The organism is Rothia sp. 11254D007BW (assembly GCF_053548195.1).
Genome location: NZ_JBPWPK010000001.1, coordinates 713139 through 730982, shown reverse-complemented (window position 1 = coordinate 730982; position 17844 = coordinate 713139). Strand labels below are relative to the sequence as shown.

General features: G+C 58.9%; 15 protein-coding genes and 1 tRNA gene. 10 read left to right on the top strand and 6 right to left on the bottom strand.

Annotated features, from left to right (window positions below; translation table 11 throughout):
- Positions 1–161: 161 nt before the first annotated feature.
- A complete protein-coding gene (gene abc-f, locus ACEE43_RS03360) occupies positions 162–1760 on the top strand; it encodes a ribosomal protection-like ABC-F family protein (protein WP_449106901.1) in 1599 nt (532 codons plus the stop codon).
- Positions 1761–2347: 587 nt separating this feature from the next.
- On the opposite strand, the gene ACEE43_RS03355 is transcribed toward abc-f, so the two are convergent.
- Positions 2348–3079, bottom strand: coding sequence for a metal-dependent hydrolase (locus ACEE43_RS03355; RefSeq protein ID WP_449106900.1), 732 nt, complete (start codon positions 3077–3079; stop codon positions 2348–2350).
- Positions 3080–3310: 231 nt separating this feature from the next.
- Here ACEE43_RS03355 and ACEE43_RS03350 point away from each other — a divergent pair, with 231 nt between their 5' ends.
- Positions 3311–4654: a nucleobase:cation symporter-2 family protein gene (locus ACEE43_RS03350; protein ID WP_449106899.1), complete on the top strand. Its 1344-nt coding sequence runs from the start codon at positions 3311–3313 to the stop codon at positions 4652–4654.
- A complete protein-coding gene (locus ACEE43_RS03345; protein WP_449106898.1) occupies positions 4651–5241 on the top strand; it encodes a xanthine phosphoribosyltransferase in 591 nt (196 codons plus the stop codon). Before ACEE43_RS03350 ends, ACEE43_RS03345 begins: the two co-directional genes overlap by 4 nt.
- 83 nt (positions 5242–5324) lie before the next feature.
- Here the strand turns inward: ACEE43_RS03345 and ACEE43_RS03340 are convergent, their stop codons facing one another.
- Both ACEE43_RS03340 and ACEE43_RS03335 read right to left on the bottom strand, forming a co-directional pair.
- A complete protein-coding gene (locus ACEE43_RS03340) occupies positions 5325–6293 on the bottom strand; it encodes an SURF1 family cytochrome oxidase biogenesis protein (protein ID WP_237242256.1) in 969 nt (322 codons plus the stop codon).
- A 257-nt stretch (positions 6294–6550) separates the two neighbouring features.
- The gene (locus ACEE43_RS03335) at positions 6551–7066 is read right to left on the bottom strand and encodes a DUF3099 domain-containing protein (RefSeq protein WP_449106897.1); all 516 of its coding nucleotides are present in this window, start codon (positions 7064–7066) and stop codon (positions 6551–6553) included.
- Between the two features lie 183 nt (positions 7067–7249).
- Between ACEE43_RS03335 and ACEE43_RS03330 the strand changes: the two genes are divergently transcribed.
- Positions 7250–7957, top strand: a complete 708-nt coding sequence (locus ACEE43_RS03330) for a beta-ketoacyl-ACP reductase (RefSeq protein WP_346874528.1) — start codon at positions 7250–7252, stop codon at positions 7955–7957.
- A 348-nt stretch (positions 7958–8305) separates the two neighbouring features.
- Complete coding sequence (locus tag ACEE43_RS03325) at positions 8306–9046, top strand: SDR family oxidoreductase (RefSeq protein ID WP_185172947.1); 741 nt, start codon at positions 8306–8308, stop codon at positions 9044–9046.
- Positions 9047–9253: 207 nt separating this feature from the next.
- On the opposite strand, the gene serB is transcribed toward ACEE43_RS03325, so the two are convergent.
- The gene (gene serB, locus ACEE43_RS03320) at positions 9254–10189 is read right to left on the bottom strand and encodes a phosphoserine phosphatase SerB (RefSeq protein ID WP_449106896.1); all 936 of its coding nucleotides are present in this window, start codon (positions 10187–10189) and stop codon (positions 9254–9256) included.
- A 30-nt stretch (positions 10190–10219) separates the two neighbouring features.
- On the opposite strand from serB, the gene ACEE43_RS03315 reads away from it, so the two are divergent.
- The 4 genes from ACEE43_RS03315 to ACEE43_RS03300 all read left to right on the top strand — a co-directional run bounded on the left by ACEE43_RS03315 (position 10220) and on the right by ACEE43_RS03300 (position 13577).
- Entirely contained in the window at positions 10220–11005 is a 786-nt protein-coding gene (locus ACEE43_RS03315) for an ABC transporter ATP-binding protein (protein WP_237185651.1), read from the top strand.
- 9 nt (positions 11006–11014) lie between these two features.
- Positions 11015–11893 carry a TrmH family RNA methyltransferase gene (locus ACEE43_RS03310; protein ID WP_449106895.1) on the top strand — a complete coding sequence of 293 codons (879 nt, stop codon included), beginning with the start codon at positions 11015–11017 and terminating at the stop codon, positions 11891–11893.
- A 96-nt stretch (positions 11894–11989) separates the two neighbouring features.
- A complete protein-coding gene (locus ACEE43_RS03305) occupies positions 11990–12247 on the top strand; it encodes a type B 50S ribosomal protein L31 (protein WP_083091002.1) in 258 nt (85 codons plus the stop codon).
- 169 nt (positions 12248–12416) lie between these two features.
- Positions 12417–13577, top strand: a complete 1161-nt coding sequence (locus tag ACEE43_RS03300; RefSeq protein ID WP_449106894.1) for an LCP family protein — start codon at positions 12417–12419, stop codon at positions 13575–13577.
- A gap of 85 nt (positions 13578–13662) precedes the next feature.
- Here the strand turns inward: ACEE43_RS03300 and ACEE43_RS03295 are convergent, their stop codons facing one another.
- Together ACEE43_RS03295 and pepN are read right to left on the bottom strand one after the other, a co-directional pair.
- Complete coding sequence (locus tag ACEE43_RS03295) at positions 13663–14832, bottom strand: hypothetical protein (protein ID WP_449106893.1); 1170 nt, start codon at positions 14830–14832, stop codon at positions 13663–13665.
- A gap of 115 nt (positions 14833–14947) precedes the next feature.
- Positions 14948–17608 (bottom strand): aminopeptidase N, encoded by a 2661-nt coding sequence (gene pepN / locus ACEE43_RS03290; RefSeq protein ID WP_449106892.1) that lies wholly within the window; start codon positions 17606–17608, stop codon positions 14948–14950.
- Between the two features lie 149 nt (positions 17609–17757).
- On the opposite strand from pepN, the gene ACEE43_RS03285 reads away from it, so the two are divergent.
- A tRNA-Leu gene (locus ACEE43_RS03285) sits at positions 17758–17843 on the top strand.
- The last annotated feature ends 1 nt before the right edge of the window (position 17844 follow it).

Below are 17844 nucleotides of genomic sequence, written 5' to 3'. Positions count from 1 at the left end.
ACAGGTTTTGAACACCGTTCAAAAACTCTGCCTTTCTTTCACTTCTGTGACGCCAGCCCGAACCAACGCCCCGGTGGCCCTTCCAACATTGACCAGCACCACACCGGGGCGGTAAGATAGAAAGCTGGCCATCCACCCCTTACCTTAGGAGCAGTAGACCCGTGCTGTCAGTCAACAACCTCGAACTGCGAGCTGGCGCTCGCCTGCTCATGGAGGACGTCACCTTCCGCATCGATAAGGGCGATAAGGTTGGCCTCGTGGGTCGAAACGGCGCCGGTAAAACCACCATGACCAAGGTGCTGGCCGGGCTGACCCTGCCCGCTGACGGTACCGTCACCCGCGGCGGCACCATCGGCTACCTGCCCCAGGACCCCAAGGTCGATGACATGACCCAGCTCGCCAAGGACCGCATCTTCTCGGCCCGCGGCCTGGATGGGGTTGCCCGCAAAATGCGCCAGGCCCAGGAAATGATGGCTAGCGAAGACCCCGCAGAGCACGCCAAGGGCATGCGCCGCTACGACCGGCTCGAAGCTGAGTTCATTGCCGGTGGCGGCTATGCGGCCGAGTCTGAGGCAGCTACCATCACCGCCAATCTTGACCTGCCCGAGCGCGTCCTCAACCAGCCCCTCTCCACCCTCTCCGGTGGTCAGCGCCGCCGCGTCGAACTGGCCCGCATTCTCTTTGCCAACGCAGACACCATGCTGCTCGATGAGCCCACCAACCACCTGGACGCCGACTCGGTAGTCTGGCTGCGCGAGTTTTTGAAGAACTACCAGGGCGGCATCCTGGTCATCTCCCACGACGTGGAACTGATGGAACTGGTGGTCAACAAGGTCTTCTACCTGGATGCCAACCGCTGCGTCATCGATATCTACAACATGGGCTGGAAGAACTACCTGCTGCAGCGCGAGCAGGACGAGGCCCGCCGCAAGCGCGAGCGCGCCAACGCCCAGAAAAAGGCCTCGGCCCTGATGGAGCAGGCCAACAAGATGCGCGCCAAGGCAACCAAGGCGGTTGCAGCCCAGCAGATGATCAAGCGCGCCGAAAAGCTCATGCGCGGGCTGGAAGAAGAGCGCCAGGTCGATAAGGTGGCCGCGATTCGCTTCCCCGACCCTGCCCCCTGCGGCAAGACACCCCTATCGGCGACGGGGCTGTCCAAGAGCTACGGCTCCCTCGAAATTTTCACCGACGTCGATTTGGCTATTGACCGCGGCTCGCGCGTGGTGGTGCTGGGCTTTAACGGCGCCGGTAAGACCACCCTGTTGCGCATGCTAGCTAAGAGCACCCAGCCCGATACCGGCGAGGTCATCTACGGCCACGGGGCCAAGGTGGGTTATTTCGCCCAGGAACACGAGATCCTCGATCACGACCGCACCGTCTTTGAGAACATGAAGTCGGCGGCCCCTGACCTTGATGACACCCGTGTCCGCACCATTCTTGGCTCCTTCCTCTTCTCGGGAGATGACGTCGATAAGCCCGCAGGCGTGCTCTCCGGTGGTGAGAAGACCCGCCTGTCGCTGGCAACTCTGGTGGCCTCGTCCGCCAATGTTCTGCTGCTCGATGAGCCCACCAACAACCTCGACCCGGCCTCGCGCGAAGAGATTTTGAACGCCCTGAAGAACTATCGGGGGGCCATCGTGATCGTTTCCCACGATGAGGGGGCAGTTGAGGCCCTTGACCCCGAGCGCGTGCTACTGCTGCCCGATGCGGTAGAAGATTTGTGGAGCAAGGAATACCAGGACCTCATCTCCCTGGCTTAGGCAGGAATGAGTGGACGCCCGCCCCGCCCGGTAGTTGACCGGGCGGGGCGGTCTTGTATCGACACCCCTTCTTTGGTCCGTACAAATAGGCTTGTGTGTCTGTTTCTTACACAAGCCCACTGTTGGGGCCACCACACTCTACGAAAAAGACCTGTGTGTTTCGTGGGTTTTTTGTTCCCAAACAAAGGTCACGAAATGATAACGGTCCTATTTTGCTAGTGCAGGGTGGGCCAGTCGGCGTAGAGTAAATACCAGCTTCGGAAGCCAATCTTCCCCAGCTGCACCTCAAGCACACCGCCTCACCGATGAGGCGGCACACAAATCCAACACCGACGTTGGGCCGAACCTTGAAAGGATGATTCAATGCTGGAATCACACGACGTACGTTACCCCGAAATCGCTGAAGAGGGCGTAGAGGTCGACGTTTTCTGGACCGAAGACTAAACATCGTTCGCCTCAGCGGCACAGATATATTTTTGTTTTCCTTCCCACCCCACCTCAATGAGTGACTACATAGAAGTGATACACGGGTGAAAGACGGGGGCCCGGCACCACGCGGTGCCGGGCCCCTGTCTTTGCCTGAAGTCTTAGGCTCCTGTGAGGAAGCCGCTGATCAGCTGGGCGGGATAGCTGGTGAGGAAACCGAAAAAGGCCAGGGTGTAGGCCCCGATATAGACGGTCAGGGCGGCGGTGAGGAAGTTCTCGCGGGCTGAGCCAGCATCGCCCAGGATGGGTAGAGCCATGTAGCCGCTCTTACGCCAGAGCTTGCTGGGAACTACGGGCTTGATGGTAGCTGGCCAGAAGGGGTTGACCCCTCTGGTAGTCAGAGCATCGCCCAGAATGTGGGCGGTCGCCCCGGTGAGAACCGCCCAGGGCATGAGGGCCAGTGAATCGGTATAGATGGTTCCGGCAACGACCGCGAGCGCCCCCAGCCAGCCCCCCGGTGCCTTGAAGGTGCGCAGGGCCAGGCCGCCAGCAAAGCCGGCTAGAGCCAGGGCTAGGACGGGGATGCCCGCGTAGGTCAGGCGGTCGGCAAAAAATGCCAGGGCCCAAAAGGCTGCTAGGCCAATCAAAGAATGGGTTCCCTTGCGGTGGCCGCCTGAAAGTCGGCCCACCAACAGGGCAACCCAGCGACTGACCGGCGGAATCGAGTGGGCGATGGTGCCGTTATGGTGATCAATATCGGGGAGCATGCCCGCACCGGCAGCCGCTAGGGTAGTGACGGTCAGGGTGGTGGGGTCGTCAATGCCCAAGACTCCCGCCTCGTTGAGGGCTAGCCAGGCTGCTGCTGCGCTAATGGAGTGGGAATAACCCATCATGATGGTGCGATCCTTATGAATAATCCTCTGGAAGTGAAAGCACCACTTTAACACAGTTTCGAATATTTGTTCTAAAAGGACGCCGGTGGTCACGGAGTAGGCACAGCCGGGGGAACGTTCGCCCAGAGCGAGCAAGAAGCGTAGACTAAAACTAGGACCACCCCACCCCGGCAGCCCTGCCGGGGGCGAGCGTCCTTACACCCACCACAACTACATACCGAAAGTCCTTCGTTGAACCAACATACCCAAGGGTCAGAACCCCAGACCCCTGCTGAAACTTCAACCGACATGCTCTACCAGATCGACGACACCCCACCCCTTGGTGTTTCTATCCTGCTAGCACTCCAACACATCCTGGCAGCCTTCGCCGGAATCATCGCAGTACCCCTGGTCGTCTGCGCCGCCCTCGGCTTTAACGTCGCCCAAACCTCACTGATGGTCAGCGCCTCCATCTTCGTCGCGGGCCTCACCACCTTCATCCAGTCCCGCGGTATCGGCCCCGTGGGCGCTCGCGTACCCGGCATGATGGGCACCGACTTCACCTTCGTCAACCCCACCATCGCGGTTGGCTCCCAGTTCGGCATGGCCGGAATCGTGGCCGCCACCATCAGCGCCTCACTGGTTGAGATTGTGCTCTCCCGCTTCATTAAGCCCCTGATGCGTTTCTTCCCGCCGCTGATTACCGGTACCGTGGTGGCCCTCATCGGTATCACCCTGCTGCCGGTCTCCATGGACTGGGCAGCAGGCGGCGCGGGCTCCGAGGACTACGGCTCCCTGCAGAACCTCACCATTGCCTTCGGCGTCATGGCCCTCACCCTCGCAATCGCCCACTTTGGCCGCGGTATTCTGCGCGCTGCCGCCGTCTTTATCGGCATGGTCGCCGGCTACCTAATCTGCATTCCCTTGGGCCTAGTTGACCTCTCGGTCGTCTCAGACGCCGCCTGGTTCGCCCTGCCCAACATCTTCGCCTACGGCCTGCACTTTGACCTGGCCTCCACCCTGGCCTTCGTCCCCGCCTACATCGTCTCCACCATCGGAACGGTCGGCATCATGATGGCTATCGGCCAGGCCTCCGACGCCACACTCGACAGCAAGCGCGTCTCGAACGGCGTACTTGCGGACGGCGTCGGCTCAGCTTTAGCAGGCGCTTTCGGCGCGGGCCCCAACACCGCCTTCTCCCAGAACGTCGGCCTCATTACCCTCACCAAGGTAGCCTCCCGCCGCGTCATGATTACCGCAGGCATTATCCTGGCTATCCTCGGCGTCTTCCCCAAGCTCTCAGCCCTGATTTCCGTGATGCCCCAGCCCGTCCTCGGTGGTGCAGGCGTCATCATGTTCGGTCTGGTCGCTGCTCAGGGCATCAAAACCCTCACCACCATCGAACTGGGTGACCGCGAACTGCTCATCGTCTCGGTGGCCTTCGCCCTGGGTATTGGCGTGACTGTGCGCCCCGACATGCTCGCCAACCTGCCCACCGCCCTGCAGATGATTCTCTCCTCCGGCATCTCCACCGGAACCCTGGCAGCCCTGCTACTCAACATCATCCTGGTAGACCGAAAGAAGAAAACCGCATGAAACTCCTCGAAGACCGCATCCGCCGCGACGGCCGCATCCTGCCCGGAAACATCCTCAAAGTCGATCAGTTTGTCAACCACCAGGTCGACCCCGCCCTCATGATGGAGATGGGGCGCGATTTTGCCGAACACTTCAAGGACGCCGGTATCACCCGCGTCCTCACCCTCGAAGTCTCCGGTATCTCCATAGCCATGACCGCAGCCCTACACCTGGGAGTGCCTATGGTCTTCGCCAAGAAGATTTCTTCAAAAACCCTCTCCACCGATACCTACCACTCCAAGGTCTTCTCCTACACCAAGAAAATCGAGTACGACATCCGGGTGGACAAGCGCTTTGTCACCCCCGATGATCGAATCCTGATCATTGATGACTTCCTCGCAAACGGTCAAGCCCTGCACGGGCTGACCCACCTCTGCGAGCAGGGCGGAGCCCAGGTAGCTGGAATCGGCATCGCTATCGAGAAGGTCTTCCAGGGCGGCGGCAAGGAATTCCGCGAGCGCGGCTACGACGTCTACTCCCTGGCCATGATCGACCACTTCACCGACGACGGGGTGGTCTTTACCCACGAGGTAGAAAAAACCCAGTAGCACAGCAAGCAGCTCAAGAAAATGCTCCCCTCCACCTGAAGCGGTGGAGGGGAGCATTTTCTTTTCTCAATCACCCACAAAGCCTAGCGGTAGAGCTGCTCATCGAGCAGGGCGTCCTCCACCTCTTCATCGGTAATCTTCTTACTGCGCTTAGGGGCCTTAGGGCGCACAATGGACTTCATATGCGCGGGCATATCATCCACAAACTCCATGCGGCGGCGCACCACCTCTTCGTCCTCATCGCCGATATAGGTGCCATCAGCATCGTAGAACTGACCAAAATAGGCCTCAAGCTCAGCGGCAACCTGCGCATCGAGCTCATCGTTGCGCACCTTCTGGCGGGCAGACCAGAAATAGGCAATATAGAACATGGCCGCAAAACAGTACCACTGCACCGAATACGACAGGTTCGGCCCGTAATCTTCCTCCGGCTTATCCTTGACAACCGGGGCGCTCGCCGGAGCCGGGCTCTCAGAAGCCATCACACCGTAATTGACCGTATCGAGATCAAGACCGGTCACCTCAGCAACCTCGGGAAGGTCAATACTGGTAATCTGCCCATCCACCGATGAAGCACCCGTATCAATCTCACCCTCCACCAGACGCACCGTAATGGTCACCTGCCCAGCCGGGGGAGCAGGCACCGGAGAAGCCGTCGAGCCGGCATCCCCAAACGCAGCCTCCATCCAGCCGCGATTGACCACCACAATATGGCCCTGGTCGGTCTGGAAAGGCACCAGCACCTCATACCCGTTCAACCCGTTATAGGGCCGATTGCGCACCAGCAACTGGTGCTCACTCAGGTACTCGCCGGTCATGGTCACCGGCTGCCAGCGCAGCTCAGAATGAGCGGACGCAAACAGGCTAGAATCATCCGCAAAATCCAGGGGAGCGGCATCATAGTTCTGCGAAATACGCTCATTCGAAAAATCAAGCGCCTCCTTACGGCTCATCTGCCAGCTCGCCAAATACAGGCACACCAGCGACGCGACCACCGTCAGCACAAACAGGCCAACCCACTTACCCGAGAGCAGAAAACCGTACTTCTTCACAACCAACCACCCTATCCCAGCGGGACAGTCTGCTTCCAAAAACTACGCGCCACCAAAAAATCCTGAAGATACTGAACATGCTCCTCACAGGCAGCCCAACTCTTCAAACGTTCCGGAGCATGCACCTTGGGGTTATTCCACAAGACCTCAAACCGGGCCTGCTCCTGGCAACCCTTACGACTACACTTCACAAAATCAGGCCCCTGCTCACCCGCAGCAGCCTGACCCTGATTCAAGGACCCTAAAATATCCACTCGCTACTCCCTGCCATCCTCATCAAAAACCACTTCACCATCAATAATCACAGGCTCACCAGAACCATCCGCCCCGGAGTTAGCCGGGTGAGCGCTCGCCCCAGCTGCCTGGGAGTCGTGAGCACCGGCGTCCGCGCCCTCAGAACTCTGACCCTGAGCAGCCGCAGCTCGTGCAGCCCGATCAGCCTGAGCCGCCTCAATAGCAGCCTGCTGCTCCGGCGGCAGCATGGCAGAAAAACCGCCACCACCCTGCTTAGCCTCACCGTTAGCCACCACCACAGCCGTCCAAGGAATAATCGCAGCCGCAGCCAGGCACACCCACTGCCATACCCCCTCCACCATCACCGCAGCGATGATAAAGACAATGCGCAAAAACATCTTGAAAGCATAAACCTTAGCCCGAGAACTGACCCCCACAGACTGCCGCTCAGCAGCGTCCGTAATCTCAAAAACCTCAGGTTCCCCCGAAGAGTAACCGGCAGCCTGCAAATCCTCAGCAGTCCAATACTTCTGCGCCACCGGCAAACCTCCTCACACAGGCACAAACTCACCCCACCAGTCTACCCCCGACCACCAACCCCACCCCACACCCTAACCGAACCCAACAGGCCAAATAACACGCGCCTACTTGAACAAACCACCACTTTTTTCTCAAGAGCGTAAGATAGGGGCAGAACCAAAACCCCACAACAAGGTGAAACAATGACCAACCCCACCGTACTCATCACCGGCGGCAACCGAGGCATCGGCTACGCCATCGCCACCGAATTCAAAAAAGCCGGCTACAACGTCGCCATCACCTACCGCTCCGGCGAACCCCCCGCAGAATTCTTCGCCGTCAAAGCAGACGTCACCGACACAGCCTCCATCGACCAAGCCTTCACCGCCGTCGAAGCAGAATTCGGCCCCGTAGGCGTCGTCATCGCTAACGCCGGGATCACCAAAGACACCCTGCTCATGCGCATGAAAGAAGACGACTTTACCTCCGTCATCGACACCAACCTCACCGGCGCCTTCCGCGTCGCCCAACGCGCCACCAAGGGCCTACTCAAAAACAAGGGCGGCCGCATCATCTTCATCTCCTCCGTCGTCGGCCTCTACGGCAACCCCGGCCAGGTCAACTACTCAGCCTCCAAAGCCGGACTCGTCGGCATGGCCCGCTCCATCACCCGCGAACTCGGCGCCCGCAACATCACCGCCAACGTCATCGCCCCTGGCTTCATCAAAACCGACATGACCGACCAACTCTCCGACGACCTCAAAAAGCAGTACACCGACTCCATCCCCGCCCGCCGCTTCGCCGAACCCAAAGAAATCGCCGACGTAGCCCTCTTCCTCGCCTCCGACGCCGCAGGGTACATCTCAGGTGCCGTCATTCCAGTAGACGGCGGCCTGGGCATGGGGCACTAATACAGCCTGGCCGGTGTGTGCCCGTCCGCGACCCTCTCACTCCTCGCCCGGGGGGCTCGTCGTGATTCACGCCAGCCCCGAGCCAGCGGACGGGGCACACACCTTCCCAGGCTGCTGTGTATGCCAGAGCGGGGGGCGGTAGCTCCCCGGCAGCCGACTGGCTGGGGCTGGCATGAATCGCAGTGATGAGTGCCGAGATTCCGAGCAAGCGAGGAAAATAATCTCGGCGCGAATCTGGCGAGCATGCGAGCCAGTTAGCGAACCGGCGAGAAGGTTAGCCGGCAGAGGGGAGCTACCGCCCTTTACTTCTCACAGTAATCATTTGTACAACGCTTATAAGGACTAAGAATGTCACTTCAGAACAAGACCATTATCATTACCGGTTCTTCCCGCGGCGTGGGCGCAGACACCGCCCAGATTCTTGCCGCCCAGGGAGCCAACATCATCGTCAACTACCGCTCTAAGGCACCCCGTGCTACCAAGGTTGTTGCCGCCATTGAAGAAGCCGGCGGCAAGGCCGTTGCTGTACAGGGCGACGTGACCAAGGCTGAGGACGCCGCCGCCCTGGTAGAAGCTGCCATCGAGAACTTCGGCTCCCTGGACTACCTCATTCTCAACGCCTCTGGCGGCATGGAAGCCGGCATGCCTGACGACTACGCCATGGTGCTCAACCGCGACTCCCAGCTGCGCCTGGCCCGTCTGGCAGCCGAAAAGATGCCTGAGGGCGGCCGCATCGTCTTTGTGACCAGCCACCAGGCCCACTTCATCCGCGAAGTAGAGACCATGCCCGAGTACAAGCCGGTTGCTGAGTCCAAGCGCGCCGGCGAGGACGCCCTGCTAGCAGAAATCCCCGCCCTCACCGAAAAGGGCATCTCCCTGGTGGTTGTCTCCGCCGACATGATTGAAGGTACCGTCACCGCGGCCCTACTCAACCGCCTGCACCCCGGCGCCATTGAGGCCCGCCGCGAAGAAGCCGGCAAACTTTACACCGTCAACGAGTTTGCCCAGGAAGTTGCCAAGATGGTAACTGCCGACGTTGAAACCGGCCACATCGAGCTGGTCGGCGGCGCGGGCGGCTTCATCAAGTAGCCTTAGCATCACAAGATTTCGCAGGCTCGCGCTCGCTGCCGACCCTCTCGCTGGTTCGCTGACGCTCACAAGCGATTCACGCCAGCCGCCGAGCCAGCAGCTTCGCTGCGAGCCTGCGAAACCTAACCCCTTCATACGTAAAAGGACGCTGGTAACCACCTACCAGCGTCCTTTACCTATTGCGTGAGGGTAGTGCCTCGCAAATCTTTAGAGCCCAGCGAAGTGGCGCACCGCGTCCAGACGCAGGGTGTTGATTTGGGCGTCGGCGACCTCAAGCAGGGCGGTCTTAGCGTTGAAGGCAACACCCAGCTCAGCCTCAAGAATCATGAGCACATCGTTAGCTCCGTCGCCCACAGCAATGGTCTGGGAGGACTTAATATCGAACTCCTTAGCCCACTCCTTCAGCGACTCCTTCTTGACCTCACCGGTAATGACCTCGCCGGTGACCTTGCCGGTCAGCTTACCCTCGATGATGTCAAGGACGTTGGCGCGCGCCTTGGAAAGGTTCAGGTAGCCCGCCAGCGGGGAGAGAACCTGAACAAACCCGCCCGAGACCACGCAGACCTCGTGGCCGGCAGCCAGGAAAACCTCAACCAGCTTGGTAGCACCGGGGGAGTACAGCACCTTGGAAGCCACCTCATCAATCACCGACTCATCGAGACCGGCTAGGGTAGCAACCCGCTCACGCAAGGACGCCTCAAAATCGAGCTCACCGCGCATCGCCCGCTCGGTCACCTCAGCAACCTCGGCGCCGCGTCCTGCCGCAGCTGCCAGCTCATCAATGACCTCCTGGCGGATCAGGGTAGAGTCAACATCCATAATGAGCAGCTTCTTCTCATCATTAGCCAACTCAGCAGGCACCACATTCAGGTCAAAGCCCAGCGAGCCCGCCCCATCGAGCAGCCCCAAGGCGCCGCGGGCGTCCTCAACACCACCGCGCTCCCACGAAGCCGCAGCAATATAGACCGAGTAGGCCGGGCCCTCAGCCTCGCGCTCCACGCGAGAGGCAGGAACCTCCATCAAAAGACCTGACTCAAGCTCCAGGCCCTCAACCGCCTGCAACGCAGCAACCAGCTGCTCCTCAGTAGCAATCAGGGGAGCGTCCGCACGAGAAATAGCAACAATATTCACAGAAGTACTCATAGGCACCATTATCTACTAAAGTTGTGAACCATGGCATCAGTTCTTGAACTTAATAAGGTTACTGTCTCACGAAGCGGTAAGAACCTCATCCACAACATCACCTGGTCTGTCGAAGAAGGCGAACGCTGGGTCGTCCTTGGCCCCAACGGCGCGGGCAAAACCACCCTGCTCTCCATCGCAGCAGCCCGCCTGCACCCCACCCGCGGAGAAGTCGACATCCTCGACGAAATCCTCGGCGCCGTCGACGTTTTTGAACTACGCCCCCGCATCGGCCTCTCATCAGCCCCCATGGCAGCCCAAATCCCCGGCAACGAAACCGTGCTCGATGTCGTCATCACCGCAGCCTACGGCGTAGCAGGCCGCTGGAACGAAGAATACGACTCCTTCGACGACAACCAGGGCAAGGCCCTGCTCGACGACTGGGGGGTAGCCCACCTAGCTGACCGCCCCTTCGGCACCCTGTCTGAGGGCGAAAAAAAGCGAGTGCTCATCGCCCGCGCCCTCATGACCGACCCCGAAATGCTGATTCTCGATGAACCCGGCGCCGGCATGGACATCGCAGGCCGCGAAGACCTGGTCAAGCGCCTCACCCACCTGGCCCTTGACCCCTACGCCCCAGCCACCATCCTGGTCACCCACCACCTCGAAGAAATCCCCGCAGGCTTCACCCACGCCCTGCTCCTACGCGAAGGCGAAATCGTAGCAGCAGGCCCCATCGAAGAAACCCTCACCCAGGCCAACGTCTCAGCCACCTACGGCCTCGACCTCGACCTGACCATTCACGAGTCCGGCCGCTACTCAGCCTTCGCCCGCTAGCTCACAAGCATGAAACCCAAACAACTCACCCCCGAGCAGCTGGCAGAACGCTCAGCCCGCGTCACCGCCCTGCCCAACACGCGTCCGCTCAGCACAGCCCCGAGCGAGGCCACCCGCTTCTACACCCACCTCACCGACGTCAAGCTGCGCTCCATCAAAGAACCCGAATGGGGAATCTACATCGCAGAGTCCTCCAAGGTAATCCGCCGGGCGCTCGCCGCCGGGCACCGGCCTCTCTCCTTTCTCATGAGCGAAAAATGGGCCGATGACCTCATTGACGTGCTGCAGGAGCACCCCGAGGTGCCCGCCTTGGTGGGAAGCGAGGACGAGCTGGAGCAGGTCACCGGCTTCGCCCTGCACCGCGGGGCCCTTGCCGCCATGGCCAGGCCCGAACCCGCCCCCTTACAAACCCTGCTTGAGGGGGTGCGGCGCATCGCAATTCTGGAAGACATCGTGGACCACACCAACGTGGGTGCCATCTTCCGCTCGGCAGCCGCCCTCGACGTCGACCTAGTGCTGGTAACCCCGCGCTGCGCTGACCCGCTCTACCGGCGCTCAATCCGCGTCTCCATGGGAACCGTCTTCCAGGTACCCTGGGCCCGACTGGACTCCTGGCCAGGCACCCTCGACACCCTACACACAGCGGGCTTCACCACCGCCGCGCTCGCCTTAGAAGAAGATTCTTTGAGCCTGACCGAACTGGCTAACCGCAACGACGAAAAGCTAGCTCTGATTTTGGGCACTGAGGGGCACGGGTTGGCCACATCCACCCTGGCAGCCACCCAGCACACTGTCATGATTCCCATGAGCCACGGGGTTGATTCCCTCAATGTAGCGGCCGCCTCAGCCGTTGCCTTCTGGGAAACCCGCCCAAAGATGGTAGAGTAGTTCCTCGGTTGTAAACCGCAACCACCGGTAGGCACCCGCCCCGGTAGCAACAAGATATGCACTGGCAAAATCCAGGGCACGAAGAAGGTAAATATCATGCAGGCTGGCATTCACCCTGAATACAACTACGTTCTCTTCCGCGACCTCGCATCAGGCGAGACCTTCCTGACCAAGTCAACTATGACTTCTCAGAAGACCGAAAAGTGGGAAGACGGCAACGAGTACCCCCTCGTAGAAGTTGAAATCTCATCAGCTTCACACCCCTTCTACACCGGCAAGCAGCGCATCATGGACGCCGCTGGTCGTGTTGAGCGCTTCAACGCTCGCTTCGCAAACTTCGGCAAGAAGGCCTAAGTTTACAGCCAGTCTATTCAGGCTTAATATCACACCCCGTGACCGTGATTTATCACGCGTTACGGGGTGTTTTTGTAGGTTCACTGCGTAGAATTGGGTTCGATTCACTCCGCGTATTACACCCTTGCCGGGTGGTTGCGCCCCTTTTGAGACAAGTTAGGGAGGTACCGTGTCCGTCGCGGCTCACGAAGAAGAACCTAAAAAGAAGAAAAGTAAAAAAGCTCTCTGGATTACTCTGCTCATTCTGCTGCTGATTCCGGTCATCGCTGTGGGCGGGTACCTGTTCATGATCAATAAGGCATGGAATAAGTCCGAGACTTTTGATAGTGCCATGCCGAATGAGGACGGCTCCGTAACTACCCCCCATAATGACGAGCTGCAGAAAATAGTAGATGAGGCAGCTAACGCAACGATTACCAATGAATCGGGCGCTACCTTAGAAAGTAACGTCTCTGAGGGCGATGCTAACGGTAACGGCATCCTTGATATCTATGAAGGTGGTGCCGTCACCGACCGTCCGGTTAACACTGCTGCCACCGATATCCTGCTGCTAGGTTCTGACCAGCGTTCCGGTGCCGAAGCACAGGTTGTGACCGGTGCTCGAGCAGATACCATCATGGTGCTGCACATCCCTGAGGACGGCTCCGCTGCCTACCTGATCTCGGTAATGCGCGATACCTGGGTTAATATCCCCGGTTACGGCTCTCACAAGGTTAATGCCGGCCTGAACTATGGCGGTGTTGACCTGCAGGTTGCTACCATTGAGCAGCTTCTCGGCATCCAGATGGATCACGTCGCTGAAATTGACTTCCAGGGTTTTAAGGCTCTGGTTGATACCCTGGGCGGTGTAACTGTTGATGTTCCCTTCGCTTTTAACGCAACTCCCGCTGGATATTCCTTTGCTGCTGGTCCTCAAACCATGACCGGTGGTGAGGCGCTGGTCTTCGTGCGCGAACGCTACGTTTTCTCTGACGGTGACTACCAGCGCGTCCGTAACCAGCGTGCCTTCCTGCGCGGCGTCTATAACGAGCTAAAAGCCGATGGCGCCCTGTCTTCTGCTAGCAAGCTGCTGCAGGTCATCGAGTCTGTATCTCCCTACATGAGCGTAGATCAGGGTCTATCCCCTTCAGCCATCGTGGGTATTGCCCAGCCTGTTCTGGCTAACGGTAACACTCAGCTGGTTTCCATGACCCTGCCGAATGCCGGTACCGGCTGGTCCTGGGATGGTCAGTCGATCGTGGTGCTCGATGCCGCTGCAACCAGCGCTCTGTCGAACGCTCTGAAGACCGATACCATGCCTAGTTACATTGCTACCTACGGTTCTGACTAAATCCAGGTAGTCCCTCGCCAGAGGATATAAGGGGAGCCCCACCAGTTTGGTGGGGCTCCCTTTATATTTTCTTTTTACCTTGAGGCTAGTGTTCGAGCGGGTCGGCAGATACTTCTTCTTCGGTATAGCTGTTATCGCGACCGACGAAGAGAGCTAGGAAGGCTACGGAGGCGCCGAGCACTATACCTAAAATGCCGAGCAGGGGCTTGAAGAAGACAAGGACTAAACCTGTGACCAGGATGAGCCCGCCTACAAGGCCAAGGAGCGCAGAGATGCGCTGTAAACCCAGGGAGTTCGCTGTAGTGGGTTCTGCGGTTTCAGCTCCGTTGGCTTCAACGGTAGTGTGCTCAGTTGCGGCCGGACGGCTGGGCATGAGTGAGCGCTTTTTCTTGGAGGCATTACTGCGGGTCGCTTCACCCTCGGTCGGTACGTAGGCGGGGGGTACCTCGTAGGAGGGTGCGGCCGGTAGAAGCTCGGGTAGGTAATTGGGGAGCTCCTGGTACCACTCGGCAGGAATTTCAGAGGGGCGGACGGCCTGCACCGTCAGGGACAGCTCAAAGGAGTTGCCACGAATCGTGCCCCAGGCGCTGGTGAGCTTATCGTGCTCATAGGCGTAGCGGATGACGGGGGCTAGCTGCTCGGAGATCTGGGTGGAGAGGCGGCCTACCACCTTGCGGTCGTGCAGGACGTCGACCGAGTCAACCACACGCCCGTCCGCGTGCTTAATCTGGTTATTTTCCAGGGAGAGAATCACTCGGCCCTCACCGGAGGGAGGCAGGATGGAGTGTAGGTACTCGGAATGGTCCTTCTCATCGAGCACCTTCATAGAGGCCCCCTGGGGTAGCAGGGTTGCCTGGGTGGGGGCGTTGTTGAGGGGAAAAAGGGAGCCAGGGGCGCTCAGGGAGAGCTGGCCGCTGCTTTCGATGTGGGTTTCACCGGTGACCCCGCGCAGAACAGCAGAGAGCTGCATGCGGGTCACAGCGTCGTAGCCCGAGGCCACAACGCGTGTAATCGGGCCCCAGTAGGCAGCGGAGTCCTCGGGGGAAAGACGCCCCAGCTTGAGGTCATCAGCGTAAACCGCAATGGCCTGGGGCTGGTAGGGGTTATCGGGTTCTGGTACAAGGCGAACCTCACCGTTCCAGACCCGTTCGCGGTCAATCAAGAGTTCTTCAAAAACCTGAAGAATTTCTGCATCGTAGTAGTCATCGGTGATGACCTGCACGGTGCCGCGATCGCCCAGTACGTAGTCGGTCACAGTAGGCTCCTTATCCCAAAAAGTTACTCTCTATAGCTTCTCACGAAAAAGCCGGTTTTGGTTTGCAATGCTGCGCCCCAAAACCGGCTTTCTGCGTAGATTCCCAGGTAAAGACCTAGTTACCTGCCCCCTCTTCGGCGACAGATGCGTTATAGGCCTGAGCGGTAAGGATACGGACGGCATCATCGAGCAGCTCCCGCACCAGTCGCACCAGGGCGGTGGGGGCGTCCGCATGCTCGGCTAGCCAGCGCTCAGTGGCGCGGACGACCGGGTGGGTTCCCGCAGTACCCTCTGCCAGCTCTACCGCCGGGTAGAGACCACGAATAACGCGGGTAGCCATACCGCCGGTACGGGCAGCCCAGGTGGGTACAAGAAGCTCAAAGAAAGCATCCCGATAACCAACACGCAGTTCTTCCGGGCCATGCTGGAAACCTGCAGCGGTCGCCGACAGCAACTCATTCGAAAGGCCCATATCTTCAGTTACCAGGTTCCAGGCAGCCTGCTTCGCAGCCGCCACCGGCAGAGCAGCGGTCGCAAAAGCATAGCCACGCTCAGCCGTAGCAGAAGGACGGAAAGACCGCGCCTCATCCAGCTCCTGCCGAGTCACCGCGTCCTGAACCGCAAGCGCCCCCAGAGCCTTCCAACCCAGAGTCTGGTTATAGCTCATACCAGGAGCATCAGAAATAAAGCCCTCAACCTGCCTGCTCGCACCCCGCGCCAGATCCTGAGCGAACTCAAGACCCAACTGCGAATGCGCCGACACAGACAGTAGCGCCCGCACCAGAATCAGCTGCTCATCACTACCCTCCTTCGCGCTAGCAAGAGCCTCAGACAGCGCAGCATACAGGGCATCCCACAACTCCCCACGAGCACCCGCCGGAGTGTACAAAGAAATCGCAGCCTGCGCCTGATCCACAATATTCGACAGAAGAGTAGCGGACGGCTCAGCAGCGGCAGCCTGCCCCACAGCCAGCACAAACCGGCGGCTAGCAAGCTTGCCATCACGCACCATATTCCACAAACTACCCCACAGCAGACCCCGCGACAGAGCATCCTCCACCGACGACACCTGACTCAAAGCAAACTCAAGCCCATCAGCCTCAGCCAGGGCAACCTTCGCATAGGTCAAATCCTCAGCATTGAGCAAAACCACATCAGCAGCAGCCACAAGAGCCTGCTCCTGATCAGTCAACCCAACAAGCACCTCATTCTGACCCACAGGAATATCAGCCGACACCACACCCGTGGGCACCAGACGCCCGCCCTCAGAGGCGAACAGGGCAATCTTCAACAGATGCGGCCGCCCCAACTCAGCCGGAACACCCACAGGCAACTGCTGACGCACCACCAACTGCACAGAACCATCAGCACCGGTCACACGCTCACACGACAGCTCAGACAAACCACTCGTCTGCAACCACGCCTCAGCCCAAGTACGAACATCACGATCAGAGACCTCATCAAGCACACCCAAGAAATCATCAAGAGTCGTATTACCCCACTCAAACCGCTTAAAGTAAACCCGCGCAGCCTCAATAAACTGATCAAACCCAACATAAGCAACCAGCTGCTTCAGGGCGCTCGCACCCTTGGCGTAGGTAATACCGTCAAAGTTCTGGCGGGCAGCTTCAAGGTGGGGGATATCCGCAACAATTGGGTGAGTTGTCGGCAGCTGATCCTGACGGTAAGCCCAGGCCTTACGGGAATTCGCAAAGGTGACCCAGGCGTCCTTATAGCCATTGGCCTCAGCAGCGCCCAGATGCCCCATGAAGTCTGCAAAAGACTCCTTGAGCCACAGGTCATTCCACCACTTCATCGTGACCAGGTCACCAAACCACATGTGGCTCATCTCGTGGCAAATCACATTAGCCCGACCCTCAAGCTGGGACTCATCAGCGCCGGAGACAAAAATGTACCCCTCGGTGAAGGTCACCAGGCCGGGGTTCTCCATTGCCCCCAGGTTGTACTCCGGAACAAAAGCCTGCTCGTACTTGGGGTAGGGGTAGGCATAGTCAAAGAGGTCCTGGAAGAAATCCAGGCCCTGCTTGGTCACGGCAAAAATATTCTGGTAGTCAAAATGCTCTTTGAGCGACTGGCGGCAGTAGGCAACCAGGGGGATAGGCCCAGAATTAACAGCGGACGCCGGGGTATAGGTATCGAAAGCGGTAAAGTACTCGCCCGCCACAATAGCGGTGATATAGGTAGAAATACGGGCAGTCGGCTTGAAAACACGCTTAGAAACCGACGAATCTGACGGGTCATCAATTTCGCGATCCAGCTCAGCATTCGAGCTCACCACCCAGCTCTTAGGAGCCGTAATGCGGAAGTTGAATACAGCTTTGAGGTCAGGCTGCTCAAAATTCGGGAAAACCCGACGACAATCCGCCGGCTCATACTGGGTGTAGAGGTAAACCTTGCCGTCAGCCGGGTCGATGTAGCGGTGCAGACCCTCACCCGAGCGGCTAAAGTACGACCGGCCCTTGATGGTGAGAGTATTTTCCGTCTGTAACTGGGGGAGGGTGATGCGGGAGCCTTCAACCACCTCATCAACAGGTAGCGATACCCCGTTGAGCTTCACCGATTCCACCGACTGATGGATGTAGTCAATAAAGGTGCTAGCACCCTCAGACGCCGTAAAACGGACTGTGGTGGCTACCGGGTAGGTTTCAAAATCAGAGCTGGCATGAGTGAGATCAACATGCACATCGTAAGTATCAACGCTGATAGTACGGGCCCGCAGAGCGGCCTCTTCTTGAGTCAAGTTTTCGTTATTCACATCACCATAGTAAGCCCCTGTATGTACAAGGTCGAGTTTGGAAGCGCTAGTGGGGTAGGGGAAGGTGGATTTTGCACGTTCACTCAACATTGTGTATAGTAATAACTCGTTGCCAGCACAGCTTCGGTTGAAGAAGTGCAAGACACCTTGCGCGGGTGGCGGAATAGGCAGACGCGCTAGCTTGAGGTGCTAGTCCTCGTATTAGAGGGTGGGGGTTCAAGTCCCCCCTCGCGCAC

Excerpts from the sequence above, each read along its gene's own strand:
- ACEE43_RS03325 (WP_185172947.1), top strand. The coding sequence starts at position 8,306 with ATGTCACTTCAGAACAAGACCATTATCATTACCGGTTCTTCCCGCGGC.
- ACEE43_RS03330 (WP_346874528.1), top strand. The coding sequence starts at position 7,250 with ATGACCAACCCCACCGTACTCATCACCGGCGGCAACCGAGGCATCGGC.
- ACEE43_RS03315 (WP_237185651.1), top strand. The coding sequence starts at position 10,220 with ATGGCATCAGTTCTTGAACTTAATAAGGTTACTGTCTCACGAAGCGGT.
- ACEE43_RS03310 (WP_449106895.1), top strand. The coding sequence starts at position 11,015 with ATGAAACCCAAACAACTCACCCCCGAGCAGCTGGCAGAACGCTCAGCC.
- ACEE43_RS03355 (WP_449106900.1), bottom strand. The coding sequence starts at position 3,079 with ATGATGGGTTATTCCCACTCCATTAGCGCAGCAGCAGCCTGGCTAGCC.
- ACEE43_RS03305 (WP_083091002.1), top strand. The coding sequence starts at position 11,990 with ATGCAGGCTGGCATTCACCCTGAATACAACTACGTTCTCTTCCGCGAC.
- ACEE43_RS03345 (WP_449106898.1), top strand. The coding sequence starts at position 4,651 with ATGAAACTCCTCGAAGACCGCATCCGCCGCGACGGCCGCATCCTGCCC.
- serB (WP_449106896.1), bottom strand. The coding sequence starts at position 10,189 with ATGAGTACTTCTGTGAATATTGTTGCTATTTCTCGTGCGGACGCTCCC.